Below are 20468 nucleotides of genomic sequence, written 5' to 3'. Positions count from 1 at the left end.
TCGCCAACATTTAAGGAGAGAGAGATGCAAAATTCTACCGTTGATCAGCGTTTAAACAGCGCTGAAGCTTTATTGCATGAAGAGAAATATTTTGATGCCATTGCACTATTGAGTGATTTAGAGACTGAATTTCCCTTTGATTCTGCGCGCCGTTATATGTTGCTTGGCATGGCGCATGCGAAAGCTCATGATGCAGAATCTGCCTTTGTGGCCTGGCGCATGATTGAGATGAGTTGGAGCTTACCCATTTATGCGGTGGCGCAGCTTTATCTTGGGGATTTGGCAGAATCTGCGGGCGATTTAGAAGGCGCAGAATATTATTGGCAAACCATTGCATTAGATTGGGATGCCACTTGTTATGCTCGCGCGCAGCTCAATTTAGGCGAGCTTGCGCTTGATCGCGGTCATGAAGCTGAAGCGATTCACCATTGGCAATCAATTGATGCCGAGTGGGATCGCAATTGCTATGCCAAAGCGCTTTTCCATTTAAGTGAGTTAGAAGAGCAGCGCGGTAACCTAGAGAAAGCCGAACATTATTGGCGTGCCATTCATCGAGAAGATGATGCACAATCCTTTGCTTGGGCACAACTCTATTTGGCAGATTTGGCAAAATCAAAGGGCAATATGGTAGACGCTGTGCGCCATTGGCAAGCGATTGCCCTTGAGGATCAAGCATGGTGCTTTGGGCAGGCACAATTGAATTTAGGTAAACATTATCAAGCGCAAGGTGATTTAGCAGCAGCGCGTGCCCATTTGAGTAGCATCCAACCTGAATGGAATGATACGGCACACGCATGGGCTGAGCTTTATTTGAAACAATCAGCGCAAGATTAATGTGAGCTTTGCGCCGCCCCATTCACTCTTATTGACTTCAATGGCGCCTTGATGGGATTTGGCAATGAGTTCCACATACGCAAGCCCAAGGCCGTGGCCGCCGGTTTCTCGTGTGCGGCTGTTGTCTAAGCGGGAAAATGGGCGGAAAATCTCATCATAAGCCTCTTTTGGGATGCCTGCGCCATCATCACTGACGGCGATGTGTAATTCATCATCCACCGTGAAGATGGCGAGTTTCACGCGGCTTGATGTGTATTTAAAGGCATTGAGCAGTAAATTATTCACAGCGATGGTGGCCAATTTTTGATCAAGCATAAAGGTCGTATCCTCAATCGCTAATGTTGCCCGTACATGGTGTGGCTTCATGGGTGAGAGGGCATCACACAATTGATGTGCCCATGTGACGATGTCCACCGGTTGCTTATTGGGCAAGACATCTTGCTGCTGCATTTTAAAAAAGTTGAGACTGGTATTGATGAGGGCTTCGAGCTCCTCTAGATCATGATGAATGCCGGGCAATTGGCGGTTAAATGCCTCTTTATTGTCTGACTCTGCCATCATGGTGAGCCCAAAACGCAGGCGCGCAATCGGAGTACGTAGTTCATGCGCCATGGCATGGAAAATGATTTTACTGTTGCGCACTTGTTGATCGAGCCGATCTGCCATGGTATTGACCACTTCTGTCAGTGTTTTAAATAACCAACTGTGGGCTTTAGGTGCACGGGCAGAGAGATCACCAATGGTGAGTTGGGCTGCCGTTGAACGTAGGCGCATGGCATCTCGCCATAAGGGCAGCAGTGCCATAAAGAGCAAACAGACAAAGATCAAAGCGCTGACCACAGAACAGACCAAAATAAAAATGAGCAGGGCAGAAGTGTCCGCATCTAAAATGTCATTGTTGGCAAGCGGACCAATTTGCAGCAATTGGGCATTCGGACCATAACGAAGATAGAGCGTATTTAAGCGATCATCATAAGCTAAATTATCCCCGTTGAATTGGGCTAAAACGTCACTTGATAATTCAGTGCCAAGCGGCAGAATCTCCACATTGAAGTTAAAGCGATTGGCGATGGTATTAACGACTTCTTGATCATGAATAGGGTCGCCAGTGAATTGCTCTGCGAGCAGCTTTGCGCTTTCGCCCAGCATTTTTTGATAGAACTCATAATCTTCACTGAGCCCCGTCCATTCGTGGGGCAATGCCACAAAAATATGGAGCGCGCCATATACAATGATGCTTTGCGCCACAAGCATGATGAGTAAATACAAAATGATGCGTGAAGTGAGGGATGGCTGCTGAGAATATTGTTGTGATTTGCCCATGCGATCCTTATGAAACATTTAATTATCTAGGGTGAAGAGATAACCTTTACCGCGCACCGTTTTGATCCACGTGGGATTGTCCGGATCTTCCTGTAGCTTTTTGCGCACGCGGGAGATTTTTGCATCTATCGAGCGATCATCACCATCAAATGTAATGCCACGCAGATCATTGAGCAGATCATCGCGTGTTAAAATGGTGCCCGCTCTGCTCGCAAGTAACCATAAAAGATCAAATTCCGCCGTGGTGAAATCTAAAAGCTCATGGGCGATTTGCACGGTGCGATTGCTGCCATCGATGGTTAAATCACCAAACACTAAGCGCTGTGGATGATTCGGCACTTGGCGGCGCAGCAATACACGGATGCGGGCCAATAAGCGGCGAGGTTCTACAGGTTTGGTTAAATAATCATCCGCCCCAAGCTCAAGCCCAATGATTTCGTCAATGTTATCTTCACTCGCCGTTAAGATTAAGATGGGCTGCGTGTAAAAAGGGCGCACATCGCGGCAGATGTCAAAGCCTGATTTACCTGGCAATAGCACATCTAAAATCACCAAATCCGGTGATAAATGTAAAATCGTGGCTTCAGCTGTATCGCCGCGCGCATGGCACGTCACGGTAAAGCCGTGCATTTGTAAGTATTCACTGGTCAATGCTGCAAGCCGTGTATCATCTTCTATAATGAGGATATGTTTAGACATAATGTTTCTCGTACTCGATGATTTATCGTCATGTTATCCATTGAGTATAGCACATCACCGATATGCTCTCGCTGATGAATGGTTACACAAACTACACAGAACAATCACAACAGCTGGCGGATTTTTTAGGATAATACAGCACAATTATTATTCAAATAGGACAATTACTTGTGACAATCAGCAGCATTTTTTTGTGTGATTTTGATGGCACCATCAGCCTCAAAGATGTCACCGACACATTGATCGAACATTTTGGGCAAGCGGGATGTGATGAATTAGAAGCCGCGTGGGAAGCTGGTATGATCGGCTCACTTGAGTGCATGAAAGGGCAAATTGCGTTGCTTAAAGCCGATACAGCGGCGCTCAATGCATGTTTAGACACCATTGCGATTGATCCCACATTTGTAGATTTTTTGCAGGCAATGGCCAAAGCTGAAGTACCCGTTGCCATCGTCAGCGATGGTTTAGATTACGCGATTGACTATATTTTACAGCGCCATGGCATCACGAATGTGCCGATCATTGCCAATCACTTGGTGTATGATGGGGATGAAGCTTGGCACTTAGAATTTCCGTATGCCACCACATTTTGTAAGAAACAGAGCGGCAATTGCAAATGTCATCAAGCGGACATTTTGTATCAAACTTATGATCAAGTGCTGTATGTGGGCGATGGCACTTCAGACTTTTGTGTCTCCCATGTGATCGACTTTGTCTATGCAAAAGGCAAACTCATCCATTATTGTGATAAACATGGATTGCCTCATCACGCCATTACAGAATTTGCGGACATTTTGCCCCACGTCGCGCCGCTGCTAAAATGATTAAACATCAATACACAGATAGATAATAGAGAAAAGAGAGTAGAAGTATGATTGAAGATGTGAGCTTTATGCTCGAAGGTGATCGCAACATTGGCGTGTTATTGATTCATGGTTTAACAGGAACGCCGAATGAAATGCGCATCATTGCCAAAGGACTCAATAAAGCAGGATTTACAGTGTATGCAATGCAGCTTGCTGGCCATTGCGGCACAGAAGCCGATTTGTGCAAAACCACATGGCAAGATTGGTATCAAAGCGTTGAAACGGCCGCAGAATTATTAAATGATAAAGTTGATCATCTATTTGTGGCAGGTTTATCCATGGGCGCAGTGTTATCCCTGAAATTGGCAGAAGAGCGCCCTGATATGATCAAAGGCGTGATGACTTATGCCACAACCTTCCGTTACGATGGTTGGAGCTTGCCGTTTTATGCCAAGCATCTATTTTTCCTTTTAACCTGGTTTAAAAAACTCGGCATTTTTCAGCACAAAGCCTTTTTTGAAGAGCCCCCTTATGGCTTAAAAGATGAGAAAATCCGAAAAGTGGTGTCAGACAGCATGTTAGGCGGCGATGCTGCATCTGCAGGTTTAGCGAGCAATCCATACCCAGCATTGGCAGAGATGCAGTGGTTAGCGAGAGATGTACGTAAAAATCTGCCTAAAGTCACAGCGCCATGCCTCATCATGCATTCAAGCAATGATGACATTGCGAACATCAATACCAATGCCCGCGTGATTGAGAAAAATGTCAGCGGCCCGACGGTATTCATTCCATTAGATGACAGCTATCACCTCATCACCATTGACCGTGAGCGCAAAGTGGTGATTGAGCAATCAGTGGACTTTGTAGAACGAGTGGTACAAGGAGAATTATGACCGGATTGATCTTTGTTTTATGGATCGCAAATGTTGCCTTTGATACGTTAGGGCAGATTGCTTTTAAATACGCGGCCACCATCGAAACGAAAAATGACACCATGGCGAGCTATTGGCAAGGATTGTTGCGTCAAAAATGGCTGTGGATTGGCGTGATTGCCTACATTGTGGAATTCTTTTTGTGGTTGGCATTTTTAACGTTGGTGCCCTTATCAAAAGGCGTGTTGCTTGCGGCGATGAACATCATCACCATCATGATTGCAGGGCGCTTATTGTTCAATGAAAAACTCATTCCGCTGCGTGTGATTGGCATTGCCTTCATCACAGCTGGCGTTGCCATTGTGGGGATCTTCTGATGAAAAAATTCTATTTGATTGGTTTTGGCATTTTGTTGCTCTTTGACACCTTAGGGCAAACAAGTTTTAAATTGGCGGCAACGGCCGCAGAACCTTTAGCGATGAGCATGGATTGGGTGGTGCGCGTCTTTACGAATGTTTGGGTGTATGTGGCGATCTTTGGTTACATTGTCACCTTTCTAGCATGGATGACATTGCTGCGCCATGCGCCCGTTGGTCCTGCATTTGCGGCTGCCCACATGGAAGTGGTCACGGTGATGATTGTCTCCATTTGGCTCTTTAATGATCACATCACGTTTGGGCGATTTTTAGGGGCGCTTTTGATTGTGATTGGCATCATCTGTTTGGCCTTTGCAGAAAAACAAGCGATGGCGCTCGAAGCAGCTGAGAAAGCAAAAACTTCCGCCGATTAAGGAATTAAGCGATCTAAAATGTTTTGGTTAAAGGCGTTTTGGGTCGCTTGCCATGCTGTGAGTTTGTCTAAAGGAATGGGCGCTTGTTGATCTAAACGGCTCAATAAGCGTTTCCAACCGGTTTGATACGTGTATTCAGAGACATCTCCCGTGACATCCGAACCGATCAAACGGGGTTTGATCGCATCAATCACCGCCATCATGTGGTGCGCCTCTAAAATTCCTTGATCCCAATTGGTTTGCACCACCTGATCACTCAATGCATCTTTGTCAATCGAGAGATAAACAGGGCGCGTGCTGTTCGCTTGCGTTTGCAAAAATGTATTGATCAAATCATCACTTGTCTCAAAGGATTGAAACGATTTTTTCAGCCCCATCCATTGAGCCCAGCGCGTATTGACCTTCATGGACCAATAAGTGAGTTTATCGCCATAAAGTGGGCGCAAATGATTTTCCCATGAATGGGCAATGCCAATGTCATTTGAGGTGATGCCCAACACATGAATGTGATGCACTTGGGGTAATTTTGCAATGTGCGCCACCCATGAGCCACAGTGAATGCCAAAGGGAAAACGCATGTTGTCAGGGTGATTGTCAAAGATCACCACATCAAAAGGTTCATTGATGGGCATACGCTCAATCAATAGCGTACTGATGTGATGATAATCGCCGCTGCCCATGAAAACGGTGCCATAGTTAGATGGCAAAATGCGCGCTAAATAGTGGCTCAATTGTTGATATGTTTTCAGGCTTGAGCCAAAGCGGATGGCTTCTTGCCAACTCGATAAATCAATCGTTGTGGCGTGTTCAAGCGATACGCTGTGATCAAAGTCGAGAATCAATGGTGTTTTCATGGGTTCTCCTGATTGAGTTGATCCAAAGTTTTTTGATCACTCTCAAAATAGCGGCTCAAGCGGCTCAAAATGGCACGCAACATTGGGTTTTTAATGTACACAGCATGTTCTGTGAAGGTGAACTGGGCACCAAGATACGCTTTGATTTGCGGATCCGTCCAACCGGCAATGTAATGGGTCAATTGATGCTGTGCGGCATAATCTAAATTGTAAAACCAGCTGAGGTAATACAAATTGTGTTCGCGCGCTGCAGGATAAACAAAGCCTACATATTTATCCACCAAGCGCTGATTGAGCACATAGCAGATGTTGTACCCAATCAATTGATCATTGTGATGATAGGTGAAAATGATGCCGCCACTTTGTGCATCTTGCAAAATGGTTTTGAAAAATTCACGGCTCAGTTGATCAAAATGGATCTCACTTTGATGAAACACATTGAGATACAGATCATAATATTCATTGAGGATGGCGTCATCTTGAAAGATGGCATCCCCGGTTTTGATTTCGCGAATCTCAATGTCCGCAAGACTTTTGAGTTTGCGGCGCATGTCTTTTCTGCGGGATTTAGAGAGGCGCGCGATGTATTCTTCTGAGTTTTTAAAATCAATTGGCACCCATGCTAAGGCTTGGCCAGAGAGTGTGATGAAATTTTCTGCCATCAATGCGGCTTTTAATTCAGCGGCTTTTTGGTTGGCCTCATCACTCAATAGGGGCGACTGATTCGGAATGTCTTTGACAATGGTGAGTGCGGTTTTTTGACCATACGCAGCACGAATGGCGCGAGCGATTTGTGTGGCATCGTCATCACCGATTAAGCAATATTCAGACACTGTGGTGCCAATAAACGTGGTTTGCCACGTCAGTGCCCGGTGGATCAGCTTTTGGAGTGGCAGGCGCGCAATTTTTTTAAGGGCATCGGCCTCAAGCGTGGTCAATAGATTAAAGGGTGCGCGAAAGGCAGGCACATTGGGCACGTCCGTTTGCACCACAAAATGGTAGGGCGGAGATTGCTCAAAGGCTCTGATGAGTGAATCAGGTTCTAATTGTGTGAGGTACTGCACTGTCATCCCCCTTGTTGATGGTTCTACAATGCAAATGGATCATAAGTGACTTATGATCCATCTGAAACGCGTCAATGATTAGCTATTTTTAGCGCGTGTTAATAATTGATCTAATAAGGCTAAACCTTGATCAATCTCTTCTGTTGAAATATGAAGCGATGGCGCTAAGGTGATGACGTTTTTATAGTAACCGCCCACATCAAGCACTAAGCCCATTTTCTTACCATTCCAATCTAAGTCGCCGGCTAAACCGATGTCCACCATTTTATCTAACAATGGTTTGTTCGGTGTAAAGCCATCTTCTGTACAGATTTCTGCACGAAGCGCTAAACCTAAACCATCAACATCACCAATTTCTTTGTGACGTTTTTGTAGATCACGCAAACCTTCTAAGAAGTGTTCCCCTTTCTTCATCACCATGGTTTCATAGTCAGTTTCTTGGGTCATCTTCATCACTTCTAAACCAAGGGCAGTACCAAGTGGGTTAGAGGCAAAGGTTGAGTGTGTTGAGCCTGGAGGGAAGACATCTGGGTTGATGAGTTCTTCGCGTGCCCATAAGCCGCCAAGTGGATTTAAACCATTGGTTAAGGCTTTGGCAAATACTAATACATCTGGTGTCACATCAAAGTGCTCGATCGCCCATAATTTACCGGTGCGGTAAAAGCCCATTTGGATTTCATCCACCACCAATAAAATGCCGTATTGATCCAAGACTTTTTTCAAGCCTTTAAAGAAGTTGCGTGGCGGAATCACATAACCACCGGTGCCTTGAATCGCTTCAACGTAAAATGCTGCATATTCAGCTTCTTTAACTTTAGGATCCCAAACGCCGTTGTATTCTGTTTCAAAGAGGCGTGCAAAATCATTCACACAATGTTCGCCATACTCTTCTGCCGTCATGCCTTTCGGGCGACGGAATGGGTAAGGGAATGGAATGAATTGTGCACGTTCACCAAAGTGACCATAACGGCGGCGATAACGATAGCTTGATGTGATGGAAGATGCACCTAATGTACGACCATGATAGCCGCCTTCAAAGGCAAACATTAAGCTTTTACCATTCGTTGCATTGCGCACCAATTTTAAGGAGTCTTCAATACACTGAGAACCGCCCACGTTAAAATGTACGCGGCCTTCTTTACCAAATTTGCGTTCCATATCGGTGGCAATGGCTTTGGCCAATTCGATTTTTGTTGGGTGCAAATATTGGCTCGCCATTTGTGGCAATGTGTCGATTTGATGTTTTAACACATTGTCTAAGCGTTCGTTTTTATAGCCAAAGTTAACGGCGGAATACCACATTTGAAGGTCAAGGTATTGCACATCGTTGGCATCATATAAATAGCTGCCGTTACAATCCGTGAAAATTTTTGGGGGATTGACATAGTGAACAGTGTCGCCAAATGAGCAGTATTTCGCTTCATCTTTCAGTAATTGTTGTTCATCGATAGAATGTTTTTCCATGTGCAAAGCTCCATGTTGTCAATGAATGAAATATTGTTATTGTTGCCAATTGTTGTTCTAAAACCGCACCATTATCGGAAATATGGTGCGGTTTGTGTATTATGATTGTGTGTGACTTTTGTAACATGACCCCAAAATTGGGTTAAAACTCATATGCAACGCCGAGTTGAAATGAGTATAAATCGCTTTTATCCACCATTGGGCTGTGGCGAATGTTTTTATGCAGGTGATCATAACGGCCGGTGGCCATAATTTCCCATTTTGGCGTCACTTGATAACTTAAATTGAGCTCTAAATAGGGATTAACACCTTGTTTACTGGTGTATTCAGGCAAGCCAGAACGCATCGATTCACTGTGATTGATGCCGTAATAATAGTTGTTGTAACGCTTATTGTGCCACTCAAGCCCAACCACAGGCATTAAGGTTAAATCTTGCATCGTTAAGGCTGCGGAATAATTGACGGCAAATGTTGTGCCTTTATTGCGGCCAAGCAGATCAGTATTGAGGGTTGCGCCAAAGCCGCCAAAATCTGTGATCAAAGTGTAATCAAGGGTTGCCATCACGCTTTCTTTGCGGCGATTGAGTTGCTTCATGCGCCAATCATCGCTGTCTTTTGGCTTAAAACCCGTTTGATCATACAGTGCGCCCAATGTCAGTTGCTGCGTATCTGAATGGAGAATATAAACGCCCGCTTCTAAACCATCGATGTAAAAAACAGGACTTTCATAGTTGATGTAAGGCTGCACGCTGTTGTCATGATCGATGCCTTTATAGGGTGAGCGATCAATTTCGCCTAAGACACCCAGTTTAAATGAATCGGCAAGGGCAACGCTGCCGATGCTGCCGATGAGCGCAATTGTGCATAAACGAGAAAGTAACATAATCATTATTCCATTAAAGTGATGAAAATGATGGGTTATGGTTATTGTACTGAATTTTCTCTCTCTTCGCTAAACTCATCGACAATCATCATGTTTGGCAGCTGCAAAAAAGCATCGGGAAACAGATATTGACCTTGAAAAGGCCCGACATCAATCGATTGCCAAGTGAGCTTAAGCTCAGGTTTTAGGCTCATCAAAGGCTGCTCAATGAGCGTGGTGCAATAAAGATTCTCTTCTGTGCGTGCTTTGAGCACATACGGGCTGCCAAGTTGCCTTTTGATGTGATGGCTCAACTGCACGCGTTCAGATTCTGACAAAAAGGCAGGGCGCATGATCACATAATCTTTGGCCATGTGCGCAGCTAAGAAATCTGGCAGTGGCGTTGTGATCACTTGATTGAGATGCATCGGATCATCATCGGTGGTGGAATGTGTGACCATCACAGGATTGAGATCGGTAATGATGCCAATGTGGGAAAACCTACCGCCACTTAATTTTTGGATGATCAGGCTATCAACATTATTACCAGTACGCAGCACAATGTCCCCAAGGGCAAGTGTTTTCGCACTGACGCTTGGGCATAAAAAAAGTGCTGTGAGGCTCACAACACTGATTTTAATCCATGATGCAATGATCATCTTAAAGTGCGATTTTCCAGCCTTTGGCTGTTTTCACTGTCGTCATGTCGCCAGCGTCTTCTTCACCTTTTTTGAATATCACAACAAAATTCACAGTGGCGCGTGATTGATCGTCATTAAGATATTTCACATTTTTGATGTCAATTTTAGAGATGCCGCCTTGTGCTTCGCTGTTTGCTTTAGCTTCAGCCGCTGCCATGCTCATTTTACCGACGATCATTTGTTGAACCATAGGATCTTCGCCATCTTTACCTAAATCTAATGCTTTAACCATCGCTTCAGCATCGCCTTTATAGGTGCTTTCGATGAAATGCTTGGTGATGCCTTCAGGAGAATTGTCATCTGAACAGGCAACAATGAAGAATGAAAATAAGATAACCAAAGGATATAAAAGGATTTTTTTCATGTTTTGACACTCGTTGTATATAAAATTAATGACTGAGCGCGCATCATATCACGGTTGTTAATTTTATATGCAGCAAATATATCGCTATTCTGTTAAATGGTATATAATTAATGGTTTGTTAAATAGTCAATCCGTGGAGTTTTGAATGGTTGTTATTACCCTGCCAGATGGTAGTCAAAGAGAGTACCCAAATCCTGTTTCAGGTTTTGATATTGTAGAAAGTATTGGCCCAGGTCTTGCAAAAGCCGCTGTGGCAATGGTTGTTGACGGTACCCAAAAAGATCTCTCCACGGTAATAACGGGAAACGCAACGGTCAAAATTCTCACGCCGAAAGATGAGGAAGGTTTAGAGGTTGTTCGTCACACATTGGCAGCGCAAGTTTTAGCGCGTGCTGTGAAAACCTTGTATCCAGATGCATTGCTGGCCATTGGCCCAACCATCGATAATGGTTTTTATTACGACATCGATTTTAAAGCGCCCATCACGCCTGAAGATTTGCCTGCCATTGAAGCAAAAATGCGCGAAATCATCAAAGAAGGTTTAGATGTGACGCGTGAAATGCACCCACGTGCAGAAGCGATCGAATACTTTGCCGCGCGCGGTGAAACTTATAAAGTGGACATCATTACGCGTGCGCCAGAGGATCAAACAGAAATCTCCTTGTATCGCCAAGGCGACAATGGGGAAGATGTTTTTACAGATTTATGTGTGGGTCCGCATTTACCTAGCATTAAAAAAGCGAACATTGCATTTAAATTGATGAATGTTGCGGGTGCTTATTGGCGCGGTGATTCAAACAATAAAATGTTGACGCGCATTTATGCGGTGGCATTTGCCTCTGAAAAAGAGTTGAAAGCACATTTAGCCTTCTTAGAAGAAGTGTCTAAGCGTGATCATCGTCGCATTGGTAAAGCACAAGAGTTGTTCCATTTGCAAGAAGAAGCGCCAGGCATGGTGTTTTGGCACCCTAATGGTTGGCAGCTTTGGCAGATCATCGAGCAATACATGCGTGAGCGCCAAAAAGAAGAAGGCTATTTAGAAATTAAAACCCCAATGGTGGTTGATCGTTCCTTGTGGGAAAAATCGGGTCACTGGGAAAACTATCGTGAAAACATGTTCACGACGGCTTCTGAAAACCGCGATTATGCCGTTAAACCAATGAACTGCCCATGTCACGTTCAAGTGTTTAACCACGGTTTGCACTCTTATCGTGATTTGCCTTTACGTTTGGCTGAATTTGGTTCATGTCATCGTAATGAACCTTCGGGCGCTCTTCACGGCATTATGCGTGTGCGTGGCTTTGTGCAAGATGATGCGCACATTTTCTGTCGCATTGATCAAGTGGTGAGCGAAGTGGAAAACTTCCACCGTTTTGCCATGAGTGTGTATGATCGCTTTGGCTTTGAAAACATTGCCATCAAATTGAGCCTTCGCCCTGAAGAGCGCGCGGGTTCTGATGAAGTGTGGGATAAAGCCGAGGAAGGTTTACGCATTGCATTGAAAGCTGCGGGCGTTGAGTGGGAAGAATTGCCAGGAGAAGGCGCATTCTATGGCCCGAAAGTGGAATACCACATCAAAGATGCCATTGGCCGTTCTTGGCAAGTGGGTACAATTCAGTTAGACTTTGTATTACCAGAACGTTTAGACGCAGAATTTGTAGATGAAGATAATACGCGTAAACGTCCTGTTATGCTTCACAGAGCAATTTTAGGCTCATTTGAACGCTTCATTGGCATTTTAATTGAGCATCATGCAGGATCTTTCCCATTCTGGTTAGCGCCAGTCCAAGCATTTGTGGCAGGGATCACAAGTCATCAAGACGACTACGTCAAAGAGATTGAAGCGAAGCTCAAAAAAGCGAACATCCGTACGAAAATTGACTTGAGAAATGAAAAGATTGGATATAAAATCCGTGAAGCTACGATTGGTCGAATCCCTTACCTTTTAGTTGTCGGTAAGCGTGAGGCAGAAGAAGGCTTAGTGTCCGTGAGAACTCGCGAAGGCGAAGATCTTGGCACGATGACTTTAGAAGCTGCCATCGACTTAATGAATAAAGATTAATACTTAATGGAGATAGAGTTATTAGCACACAGAATGAACATAGGTTAAATGACGAGATCACTGCACGTGAGGTTCGTTTGATCGATGCAGAGGGCGAGCAAAAAGGGGTTGTTCCACTTGCGGAAGCCCTCAATATGGCTTATGATAGCGACCTTGATCTTGTGGAGATTTCTCCAAATGCCGCTCCGCCTGTTTGCCGAATTATGAATTATGGTAAATTCAAATTCGAACAACAGAAAAAGCAACACGAAGCGCGTAAAAAGCAGAAACAGATCCAGGTCAAAGAGATCAAGTTCCGTCCAGGAACTGATGAAGGGGATTATCAGGTAAAACTACGCAACCTGATCCGTTTCCTTAGTGATGGTGATAAAACCAAGATCACGCTGCGTTTTCGCGGCCGTGAAATGGCTCACCAAGAGTTGGGAATGAAGCTTCTGAACAGAGTTGAAGAAGATTTGAAAGAATATGGTGTGGTTGAACAGCGTCCTAAATTTGAAGGTCGTCAAATGGTTATGGTTTTAGCACCTGCTAAGAAGTAATCTACCCGTCTATTTTGTTCCTATTTGTTTTAATTATTGATTGAGAAATGCGAGTTAAAAAACTATGCCTAAAATGAAATCAAACAGCGGCGCTAAAAAGCGTTTCCGCAAAAACGGTGGCGGCAACTTTAAGCGTCACGCGTCACACCGTAGCCACATCTTAACTAAGAAATCAACTAAGCGTAAACGCCATTTACGTAATGCTTCTGTTATCAAGAAAGTAGATACAAAAATGGTTAACCGCATGTTGCCTTACGCATAATTGAAGGAGTTTAGATCATGGCAAGAGTAAAACGTGGTGTTATCGCTCACGCGCGTCACAAAAAGGTTTTAAAGAAAGCAAAAGGTTACTACGGTGCACGTTCACGTGTTTATCGCGTTGCTAACCAAGCAGTTATCAAAGCGGGTCAATATGCATACCGCGATCGTCGTCAGAAAAAACGTGATTTCCGTTCTTTATGGATCGTACGTATCAACGCAGCTGCACGTGAGTGTGGTTTGTCTTACAGCCGTTTCATCAATGGTTTGAAAAAAGCAAACGTTGAAATCGATCGTAAAGTATTAGCTGATATTGCTGTATTTGAAAAAGAAGCATTCCGTGCTTTAGCAGAGCAAGCAAAAGCAGCTTTAGCTTAACTGTCAGTATTGATACTGAACCTTCAAGATTGATATTATCAAAGGAAAAGTAAGCATAGCGCTACTTTTCCTTTTTTTATGGATATAAATATGTCACTAGAAAACATTCTTAAGACAGCATTAAGTTCAATTGCTGATGCCAAAAATTTATCAGAGATCGAAGCCGTTCGTGTTGGGCATTTTGGTAAAAAAGGTGTGATCACTGCATTAATGCCTGAGCTTGGAAAGTTAAGCCCAGAAGAGAAAAAGGTTAGAGGGGCTGAAATTAATGCCGTTCGCCAAGAAATCATCAGCGCATTAGAGGCGAAAAAAACAGCGTTAGAAGATGCATTGTTGCAAGAAAAATTAGAATCTGAACGTGTGGATGTGACGCAGCCGGGTCGCGGTCAAATGATGGGCGCAGCACACCCGATCACCATTACGCTCAATCGCATCAAATCGCTCTTTGGCTCCTTAGGTTTTGAAGCTGTAGAGGGCCCTGAAATTGAATCGGCGTTCTACAACTTTGAAGCTTTGAACATTCCTGCGCATCACCCTGCGCGCGCAATGTTTGATACATTCTATTTTAATGAAGATATGTTGCTGCGCACACATACTTCAAACACTCAGATTCATGTGATGCAAGCCCAAAAGCCACCCATTCAAATGATTGGCTATGGTCGCGTGTATCGCTCTGACTCAGATCAAACACACAGCCCGATGTTCCATCAAGTGGAAGGCTTAGTGATCAATAAAACTGCCACGTTCAGTGACTTAAAAGGTTTATTGACTGAGTTCATGCAAAAATTCTTTGAAGAGGATTTAAAACTTCGTTTCCGTCCATCATTCTTCCCATTCACTGAGCCATCAGCAGAAGTGGACATTGAATGTGTGATGTGTCATGGCGAAGGTTGCCGCGTTTGTAAACAAACAGGTTGGTTAGAAGTTTTGGGTTGCGGCATGGTTCACCCAAATGTCTTAAAAGCTGTGAATATTGACCCAAATGAATATCAAGGCTTTGCATTTGGTATGGGCGTTGAGCGTTTGGCAATGCTGCGTTATCGCGTGAATGACTTGCGTCTCTTTTATGAGAATGATTTGAGATTCCTCAATCAGTTCAAATAGTCATCCGAATCCTAAATTTTAAACAAAGAATAATCGTATGAAAATATCTATCTCATGGTTAAAAGAGTGGATTGATGAAATTCCACAAAACATTTCCAATCATTTGACGATGCTTGGTTTAGAGGTTGACTCAGAAGCGTTGGCAGCACCTGCTTTCACAAACATTGTGGTGGGTGAAGTTTTAACGGTTGAACCGCATCCAGATGCTGATAAATTGCGCATTGCCACAGTGAATGTGGGAGAGGCTGATCCATTACAAATCGTGTGTGGTGCGCCAAATGTGGCAGTGGGCATTAAAGTGCCAACGGCTGTGATTGGTGCTGTATTGCCGGGTGATTTTAAAATTAAAAAATCCAAATTGCGTGGCGTTGAGTCTTACGGCATGTTGTGTTCTGCCCGTGAGTTGGGCTTAAGTGATGATCACGGCGGCTTGATGATTTTGGCAGAAGATGCGCCAATTGGTAAAGATTTCCGTGAGTATTACAACTTAAATGATGAAATCCTCGAAATCGATTTGACGCCCAACCGCGGTGATTGCTTAAGCATTTATGGTGTTGCGCGTGATTTAGCATTGAGCACAGGGGCAGCTTTAAAAGCACTGCCACAGCATCATGTTGATGCCGTGATTGCGGATCAAGTTGCCGTGAATGTTCAAGACAAAGTGGCTTGCCCACGTTATTTAGGCCGTAAAATTACCGGCTTAAACATGAGCGCGCCTTCTCCGCTTTGGATGACAGAGCGTTTGCGCCGCGCAGGCGTGCGTCCTCATGGAATTTTAGTGGACATCACCAACTATGTGATGTTAGAGCTTGGCCAACCTTTGCATGCGTTTGATGCAGATAAATTGGTGGGTAATGTCCATGTTCGTCAATCTGCACAAGGTGAAAGCGTTACTTTGCTAAATGGCGATACAGTGACATTAAAAGCGAACACATTGTTGATTGCTGATGATGAAAAAACTGTGGCGCTTGCTGGCATCATGGGTGCCGATAACAGCGTATGTGATGACAACACCACTGCAATTTTCTTAGAATCTGCATGGTTCAATCCATTGGCGATTGCGGGTCGTGCGCGTGAATATGGCTTACATACAGATGCATCGCACCGCTTTGAGCGCGGTGTAGACTTTAATCTACCGATGATTGCCCTTGAATATGCCACCCATTTATTGGTGACATTGGCAGGTGGACAAGCAGGCGCTGTAACCGTTGCTGAAGATGTGGCTTTATTGCCAAAACGTGAAGCGATCACTGTGCGTTTTGCACGCATTAGCCAACTTGTGGGTCGTGATTATGCCATCGAGCGCATCACAGAAATCTTAAGCCGCATTGGGGACACTCAAGTGGCAGAGGATCATGCTGTGGTGGTGCCGCCTTCTCATCGCTTTGACATTGAAATTGAAAATGATTTGATCGAAGAGATTGCGCGCATCGATGGATATGACAACATCCATTCGCATTTTAATAACCGCATCTCCACCATGACGCCAATGACAGAGTACACAACGCCTGTGAATGCGTTTAACAATGTGTTGGTGGATCGTGGTTATAACGAAGTGATCACCATGAGTTTTGTGGCGCCAAAATGGCAAGCCATCATTGACAAAACTCAAGCGCCGATTGCGTTGAAAAACCCAATCTCCGCCGATCTTTCTGTGATGAGAACAACGCTTGCAGCAGGGCTCATTGCAACGATTGATTACAACTTAAAACGCCAACAAAAACGTGTGCGCATCTTTGAAACAGGTTTAACCTTTAAAGGTGAATTGGCAAACGTGACGCAACAAGCCTATTTAGGCGGTGCGGTTGTGGGCGATGTAGTCTCAGAACAATGGGGCGAAAAAGCGCGTAAAGTGGATTTCTTCGATGTGAAGAATGATGTGGAAGCGTTGTTAGCTCTATCCGCTCACGAGAGCGAAGTGCAATTTGTGGCCAAAGCATTTGATTTATTGCATCCTGGCCAAAGTGCAGAAATTTTTGTACGCGGTGAATCTGTCGGTTACATGGGCAAGATTCATCCGAAAGTGGCAAAAGAGCTCGACGTCAGCGCGGACATTTATTTGTTTGAATTAAATTTAGCTGCCATCAAAACAACACAACCCACAGTCTTTAAGCCTTTGTCTAAGTTCCCACAATCACGTCGTGACTTAACATTGGTGGTGCCTGAGCACATGACTGTCGCTGCTGTGATTGATGTAATGCGTCAAGTTCAATCGCCACTCCTTCAATCCATTCAACTCTTTGATATTTATCAGTTGGCAAAAGAAGACAAAACAGAAAAATCATTCAGTTTTGGCCTGATTTTCCAAAATGATATGGAAAATATCAAAGATGAAGAGATTGATACTATACTAACCAATATACTCAAGAACCTCGGTGAGGTTCAGGTGTTTTTGCGTCAATAATTCGTAGGGGGTAAAATGGCGACTTTAACAAAAGCTGAGATTGTGGAAAATCTGTATCATGATTTTAATCACATTCAGCGTGAAGAAGCGAAACAATTTGTTGAAGATTTTTTCAATGAAATTCGTGAAGCTTTAACTAAAGGCGAATCTGTCAAATTGTCTGGTTTTGGTAGTTTTGAACTTCGTGACAAAAAGGAACGTCCTGGGCGTAACCCAAAAACTGGTGAAGACATTCCAGTTTCTGCGCGTCGTGTGGTGACTTTCCGTGTCGGTCAAAAGTTAAAAACTCGTTTATCTAGCATCAGTGTTGACGAATAAAGATCAGCTGTAAAAAAACCCCGAATTTCGGGGTTTTTTATTGTCTACATTTAGGCCAATTTGACTTGTTCAACAAAGGCTTGAATATCCTCTAAGAAACATTCATCCGTTAAACGCACCATCTCAAGCACTTCATTGCGTTCACCATGCTCTAAAAATTCATCGGGTAAACCAAAGGCTTTGAAGGGTTTATAGATGAAGTGTTGGGCTAAAAGCTCTAAAATCGCGCTGCCAACGCCACCTGTGACAACGCCATCTTCAATGCTGATGAGATAATCATGGGTTTTAGCCGCCTCTAAAATCAAGGCTTGATCAAGCGGTTTAACAAAGCGAAGATCAATCAACGTGGCATTTAACACTTCTGCGGCATGTTTGGCCACATGCAGCAATGTGCCCGTTGCAAAAATGGCAATTGTGTGACCTGATCGAATTGTACGCCCTTTACCAAAGGTGATGTCAGAGGTTTCTGTTAAGGCAACGCCTTGAGCGCTGCCACGTGGATAGCGCACAGCGGTTGGGTGATCAATCGTCAGCGCTAAATTGAGCATGTGATATTGCTCATTTTCATCTGAAGGCGCCATCACCACCATATTGGGAATGATGCGTAAATATGCCAAATCAAATGCGCCAATGTGTGTCGGGCCATCCGGGCCTACAACGCCTGCGCGATCAATTGCAAACACAATCGGTAAATCTTGTAAAGCCACATCATGAATGAGCTGATCATATCCACGTTGTAAAAAAGTGGAATAGATGGCAACCACAGGCTTTAAACCTTTCATTTGCATGCCAGCGGCAATGGTGACGGCATGTTGCTCAGCAATCGCTACATCAAAAAAGCGCTTGGGAAAGCGTTGTTCAAATTCCACTAAACCTGAGCCTTCACGCATGGCAGGCGTGATGGCGACAACTTTATGGTCACGCGCAGCCGCATCACAAATCCATTGGGAGAAGATTTGCGTATAGGTTTTAGGTTTTGCTTCAACAGGTTTCGGTGTTGCAGGTGCAGAGACCGCATGGAATTTAATGGGTGCAGATTCAGCGAGCGTATAGCCTTTGCCTTTTTGTGTGATCAAATGCAGGAGTTTTGGGCCACGCTTTTGTTTTAAATTATTGAGAATGGCGATCAATGAGGGTAAATCATGCCCATTGACGGGTCCAAAATATTGGAAATCTAGGGCTTCAAATAAACCGCCATCACCAGCGACCATACTTTTAATCTGTTCTTCGGTGCGCTTTGCAAGCTCTAAAGCATGCGGCAGCGGCAATTTTTCTATGAGTCGCTTACTCTCTGTGCGCAAAGATTGCAAAATGGGGTTCGACAATGTCTTGGTGAGCATGTTGCTCAGTGCGCCCACATTTGGGGAAATGGACATATTGTTGTCGTTTAAAATCACCAACATATCCGCTTTGATGGCGCCAGCATGATTGAGGGCTTCAAATGCCATCCCAGCCGTTAATGCACCATCGCCAATGACCGCCACGGCATGATGGGGATTGTGCAAAAGCTGATTGGCAATGCTCATGCCAAGGGCAGCACTCACGGATGTTGAAGAGTGCCCAACGGTAAAGGCATCATAACGACTCTCTTTCGGGCAAGGGAAGGGCTTTAAACCATTCTTTTGGCGAATGGTGTTGAGCTGTTCGCGGCGCTCTGTCAGAATTTTATGGGGATACGCTTGATGCCCCACATCCCAAATGATGGCATCATTCGGCGCATCAAACACATAATGCAATGCCACTGTCAATTCAATGACGCCAAGGCCAGAGGCAAAGTGTCCACCACTTTTCAACACGCTGTCGATCAAAAATTGGCGCAGCTCAGCCGTCAGCTGCTCAAGCTCTGGCATCGATAAGCGTTTAAGATCTTGCGGTGTTTGAATTTGGTTCAAAAGTGACATATCAATTCTGCCTTTCGATCACATAATGAGTAAGAGTGTTGAGGGCATCGGCCGCGGCATCAAAGGGCGCGAGCATCGACAAGGCTTCTGTCGTTAAGCGATTCATATAATCTTGTGCCGTTTCAATGCCAAGAAGATTCACATATGTGGCTTTTTCTTGTGCCGCATCTTTACCGACACTTTTGCCGAGCACTTCTGCGGTGCTTGTGGCATCTAAAATGTCATCTTGAATTTGGAACATTAAGCCCACTTTCGCTGCATAAATTGCCAACTGATCAAAGGCTGCACGGTTAAATTGCGGACCCACTAAATGGCCCATTAAAATGCTCGCTTTGATGAGTGCGCCGGTTTTATGGAGATGAATCTCTTGCAAGCCTTCTAATGTGATCGGTTGATGCTCCGCTTGCATGTCCAAAAATTGACCTTTGATCATGCCAAGCGCGCCGGAGGCTGTGCTCAATAGTTTAAAGAGTTCAACTTTTTGCTCAGCACTGTAAACATCCGCATGGGCAAGGAGGGCAAAGGCTTCGGTCAATAATGCATCGCCCACTAAAATGGCGGTGGCTTCATCATAGGCTTTGTGGTTACTGAGTTTGCCGCGGCGATAATCATCATCATCCATCGCAGGGAGATCATCGTGCACCAATGAATAGCAATGGATCATTTCAATGGCCGCGGCAATTGGCAATAGCGCGGTATTGTCTGCACCGCTCAATTGTCCGCCCGCAAAGACGAGCAATGGGCGAATGCGTTTACCACCATCGAGTGCACTGTAGCTCATCGCTTCTTTCAATAAAGGCACGGTGGGCAGTTGATCTAAGTATTGTGCTAGATAGCACTCGAAGGCTTCTCTAAATTCGAACATGGTTAT

General features: G+C 44.5%; 22 protein-coding genes. 12 read left to right on the top strand and 10 right to left on the bottom strand.

Going from position 1 to position 20468, the window contains the following annotated elements:
• Positions 1 to 24: 24 nt before the first annotated feature.
• Positions 25 to 834 carry a tetratricopeptide repeat protein gene (locus tag B143_RS0107025; protein ID WP_018122729.1) on the top strand — a complete coding sequence of 270 codons (810 nt, stop codon included), beginning with the start codon at positions 25 to 27 and terminating at the stop codon, positions 832 to 834.
• On the opposite strand, the gene B143_RS0107020 is transcribed toward B143_RS0107025, so the two are convergent.
• Together B143_RS0107020 and B143_RS0107015 are read right to left on the bottom strand one after the other, a co-directional pair.
• Entirely contained in the window at positions 820 to 2157 is a 1338-nt protein-coding gene (locus tag B143_RS0107020) for an ATP-binding protein (protein WP_018122728.1), read from the bottom strand. The two genes, B143_RS0107025 and B143_RS0107020, sit on opposite strands and share 15 nt — an antisense overlap.
• A gap of 18 nt (positions 2158 to 2175) precedes the next feature.
• Positions 2176 to 2856, bottom strand: coding sequence for a winged helix-turn-helix domain-containing protein (locus tag B143_RS0107015; protein WP_018122727.1), 681 nt, complete (start codon positions 2854 to 2856; stop codon positions 2176 to 2178).
• A gap of 170 nt (positions 2857 to 3026) precedes the next feature.
• On the opposite strand from B143_RS0107015, the gene B143_RS0107010 reads away from it, so the two are divergent.
• Genes B143_RS0107010 through B143_RS0106995 form a run of 4 tightly spaced genes read left to right on the top strand, consistent with a single transcriptional unit; the run spans position 3027 to position 5324 of the window.
• Positions 3027 to 3680: an MtnX-like HAD-IB family phosphatase gene (locus B143_RS0107010; RefSeq protein ID WP_018122726.1), complete on the top strand. Its 654-nt coding sequence runs from the start codon at positions 3027 to 3029 to the stop codon at positions 3678 to 3680.
• 47 nt (positions 3681 to 3727) lie between these two features.
• A complete protein-coding gene (locus tag B143_RS0107005) occupies positions 3728 to 4555 on the top strand; it encodes an alpha/beta hydrolase (protein ID WP_008315437.1) in 828 nt (275 codons plus the stop codon).
• Complete coding sequence (locus B143_RS0107000) at positions 4552 to 4911, top strand: DMT family transporter (RefSeq protein WP_008315435.1); 360 nt, start codon at positions 4552 to 4554, stop codon at positions 4909 to 4911. The genes B143_RS0107005 and B143_RS0107000 overlap by 4 nt, the downstream gene beginning before the upstream one ends.
• Positions 4911 to 5324, top strand: coding sequence for a DMT family transporter (locus tag B143_RS0106995; protein WP_018122725.1), 414 nt, complete (start codon positions 4911 to 4913; stop codon positions 5322 to 5324). Before B143_RS0107000 ends, B143_RS0106995 begins: the two co-directional genes overlap by 1 nt.
• Here the strand turns inward: B143_RS0106995 and B143_RS0106990 are convergent.
• The 6 genes from B143_RS0106990 to B143_RS0106965 all read right to left on the bottom strand — a co-directional run bounded on the left by B143_RS0106990 (position 5321) and on the right by B143_RS0106965 (position 10633).
• Positions 5321 to 6178 (bottom strand): arginase family protein, encoded by an 858-nt coding sequence (locus B143_RS0106990; RefSeq protein WP_018122724.1) that lies wholly within the window; start codon positions 6176 to 6178, stop codon positions 5321 to 5323. The two genes, B143_RS0106995 and B143_RS0106990, sit on opposite strands and share 4 nt — an antisense overlap.
• Positions 6175 to 7248 (bottom strand): GNAT family N-acetyltransferase, encoded by a 1074-nt coding sequence (locus B143_RS0106985; protein WP_018122723.1) that lies wholly within the window; start codon positions 7246 to 7248, stop codon positions 6175 to 6177. Before B143_RS0106985 ends, B143_RS0106990 begins: the two co-directional genes overlap by 4 nt.
• 72 nt (positions 7249 to 7320) lie before the next feature.
• Positions 7321 to 8706, bottom strand: coding sequence for an aspartate aminotransferase family protein (locus tag B143_RS0106980; RefSeq protein ID WP_008315427.1), 1386 nt, complete (start codon positions 8704 to 8706; stop codon positions 7321 to 7323).
• A gap of 142 nt (positions 8707 to 8848) precedes the next feature.
• Positions 8849 to 9589 (bottom strand): MipA/OmpV family protein, encoded by a 741-nt coding sequence (locus B143_RS0106975; protein WP_008315426.1) that lies wholly within the window; start codon positions 9587 to 9589, stop codon positions 8849 to 8851.
• Positions 9590 to 9630: 41 nt separating this feature from the next.
• Positions 9631 to 10227 (bottom strand): C40 family peptidase, encoded by a 597-nt coding sequence (locus tag B143_RS0106970; protein WP_018122722.1) that lies wholly within the window; start codon positions 10225 to 10227, stop codon positions 9631 to 9633.
• Position 10228: 1 nt separating this feature from the next.
• The gene (locus B143_RS0106965) at positions 10229 to 10633 is read right to left on the bottom strand and encodes a DUF4878 domain-containing protein (RefSeq protein WP_018122721.1); all 405 of its coding nucleotides are present in this window, start codon (positions 10631 to 10633) and stop codon (positions 10229 to 10231) included.
• A gap of 145 nt (positions 10634 to 10778) precedes the next feature.
• On the opposite strand from B143_RS0106965, the gene thrS reads away from it, so the two are divergent.
• The 7 genes from thrS to B143_RS0106935 all read left to right on the top strand — a co-directional run bounded on the left by thrS (position 10779) and on the right by B143_RS0106935 (position 17696).
• Entirely contained in the window at positions 10779 to 12695 is a 1917-nt protein-coding gene (gene thrS / locus B143_RS0106960) for a threonine--tRNA ligase (protein WP_018122720.1), read from the top strand.
• A 20-nt stretch (positions 12696 to 12715) separates the two neighbouring features.
• Positions 12716 to 13234 (top strand): translation initiation factor IF-3, encoded by a 519-nt coding sequence (gene infC, locus B143_RS0106955; RefSeq protein ID WP_213398296.1) that lies wholly within the window; start codon positions 12716 to 12718, stop codon positions 13232 to 13234.
• A gap of 64 nt (positions 13235 to 13298) precedes the next feature.
• On the top strand, positions 13299 to 13496 hold the full coding sequence (gene rpmI, locus B143_RS09875) for a 50S ribosomal protein L35 (RefSeq protein WP_081600416.1): 198 nt from the start codon (positions 13299 to 13301) through the stop codon (positions 13494 to 13496).
• 17 nt (positions 13497 to 13513) lie between these two features.
• Positions 13514 to 13870 carry a 50S ribosomal protein L20 gene (gene rplT / locus B143_RS0106950; RefSeq protein ID WP_008315421.1) on the top strand — a complete coding sequence of 119 codons (357 nt, stop codon included), beginning with the start codon at positions 13514 to 13516 and terminating at the stop codon, positions 13868 to 13870.
• 90 nt (positions 13871 to 13960) lie between these two features.
• Positions 13961 to 14974 (top strand): phenylalanine--tRNA ligase subunit alpha, encoded by a 1014-nt coding sequence (gene pheS / locus B143_RS0106945; RefSeq protein WP_018122719.1) that lies wholly within the window; start codon positions 13961 to 13963, stop codon positions 14972 to 14974.
• A gap of 37 nt (positions 14975 to 15011) precedes the next feature.
• On the top strand, positions 15012 to 17378 hold the full coding sequence (pheT, locus tag B143_RS0106940; protein ID WP_018122718.1) for a phenylalanine--tRNA ligase subunit beta: 2367 nt from the start codon (positions 15012 to 15014) through the stop codon (positions 17376 to 17378).
• 15 nt (positions 17379 to 17393) lie between these two features.
• On the top strand, positions 17394 to 17696 hold the full coding sequence (locus B143_RS0106935) for an integration host factor subunit alpha (RefSeq protein ID WP_008315417.1): 303 nt from the start codon (positions 17394 to 17396) through the stop codon (positions 17694 to 17696).
• A gap of 50 nt (positions 17697 to 17746) precedes the next feature.
• On the opposite strand, the gene dxs is transcribed toward B143_RS0106935, so the two are convergent.
• Together dxs and B143_RS0106925 are read right to left on the bottom strand one after the other, a co-directional pair.
• Positions 17747 to 19597: a 1-deoxy-D-xylulose-5-phosphate synthase gene (gene dxs, locus B143_RS0106930; protein ID WP_018122717.1), complete on the bottom strand. Its 1851-nt coding sequence runs from the start codon at positions 19595 to 19597 to the stop codon at positions 17747 to 17749.
• A gap of 1 nt (position 19598) precedes the next feature.
• The gene (locus tag B143_RS0106925) at positions 19599 to 20462 is read right to left on the bottom strand and encodes a polyprenyl synthetase family protein (protein ID WP_018122716.1); all 864 of its coding nucleotides are present in this window, start codon (positions 20460 to 20462) and stop codon (positions 19599 to 19601) included.
• Between the last annotated feature and the right edge of the window lie 6 nt (positions 20463 to 20468).

Origin of the sequence: Wohlfahrtiimonas chitiniclastica DSM 18708, assembly GCF_000375345.1 — a bacterium.
GTDB classification, from domain to species: Bacteria; Pseudomonadota; Gammaproteobacteria; order Cardiobacteriales; family Wohlfahrtiimonadaceae; genus Wohlfahrtiimonas; species Wohlfahrtiimonas chitiniclastica.
This window is presented reverse-complemented; position numbering and strand designations above follow the sequence as displayed.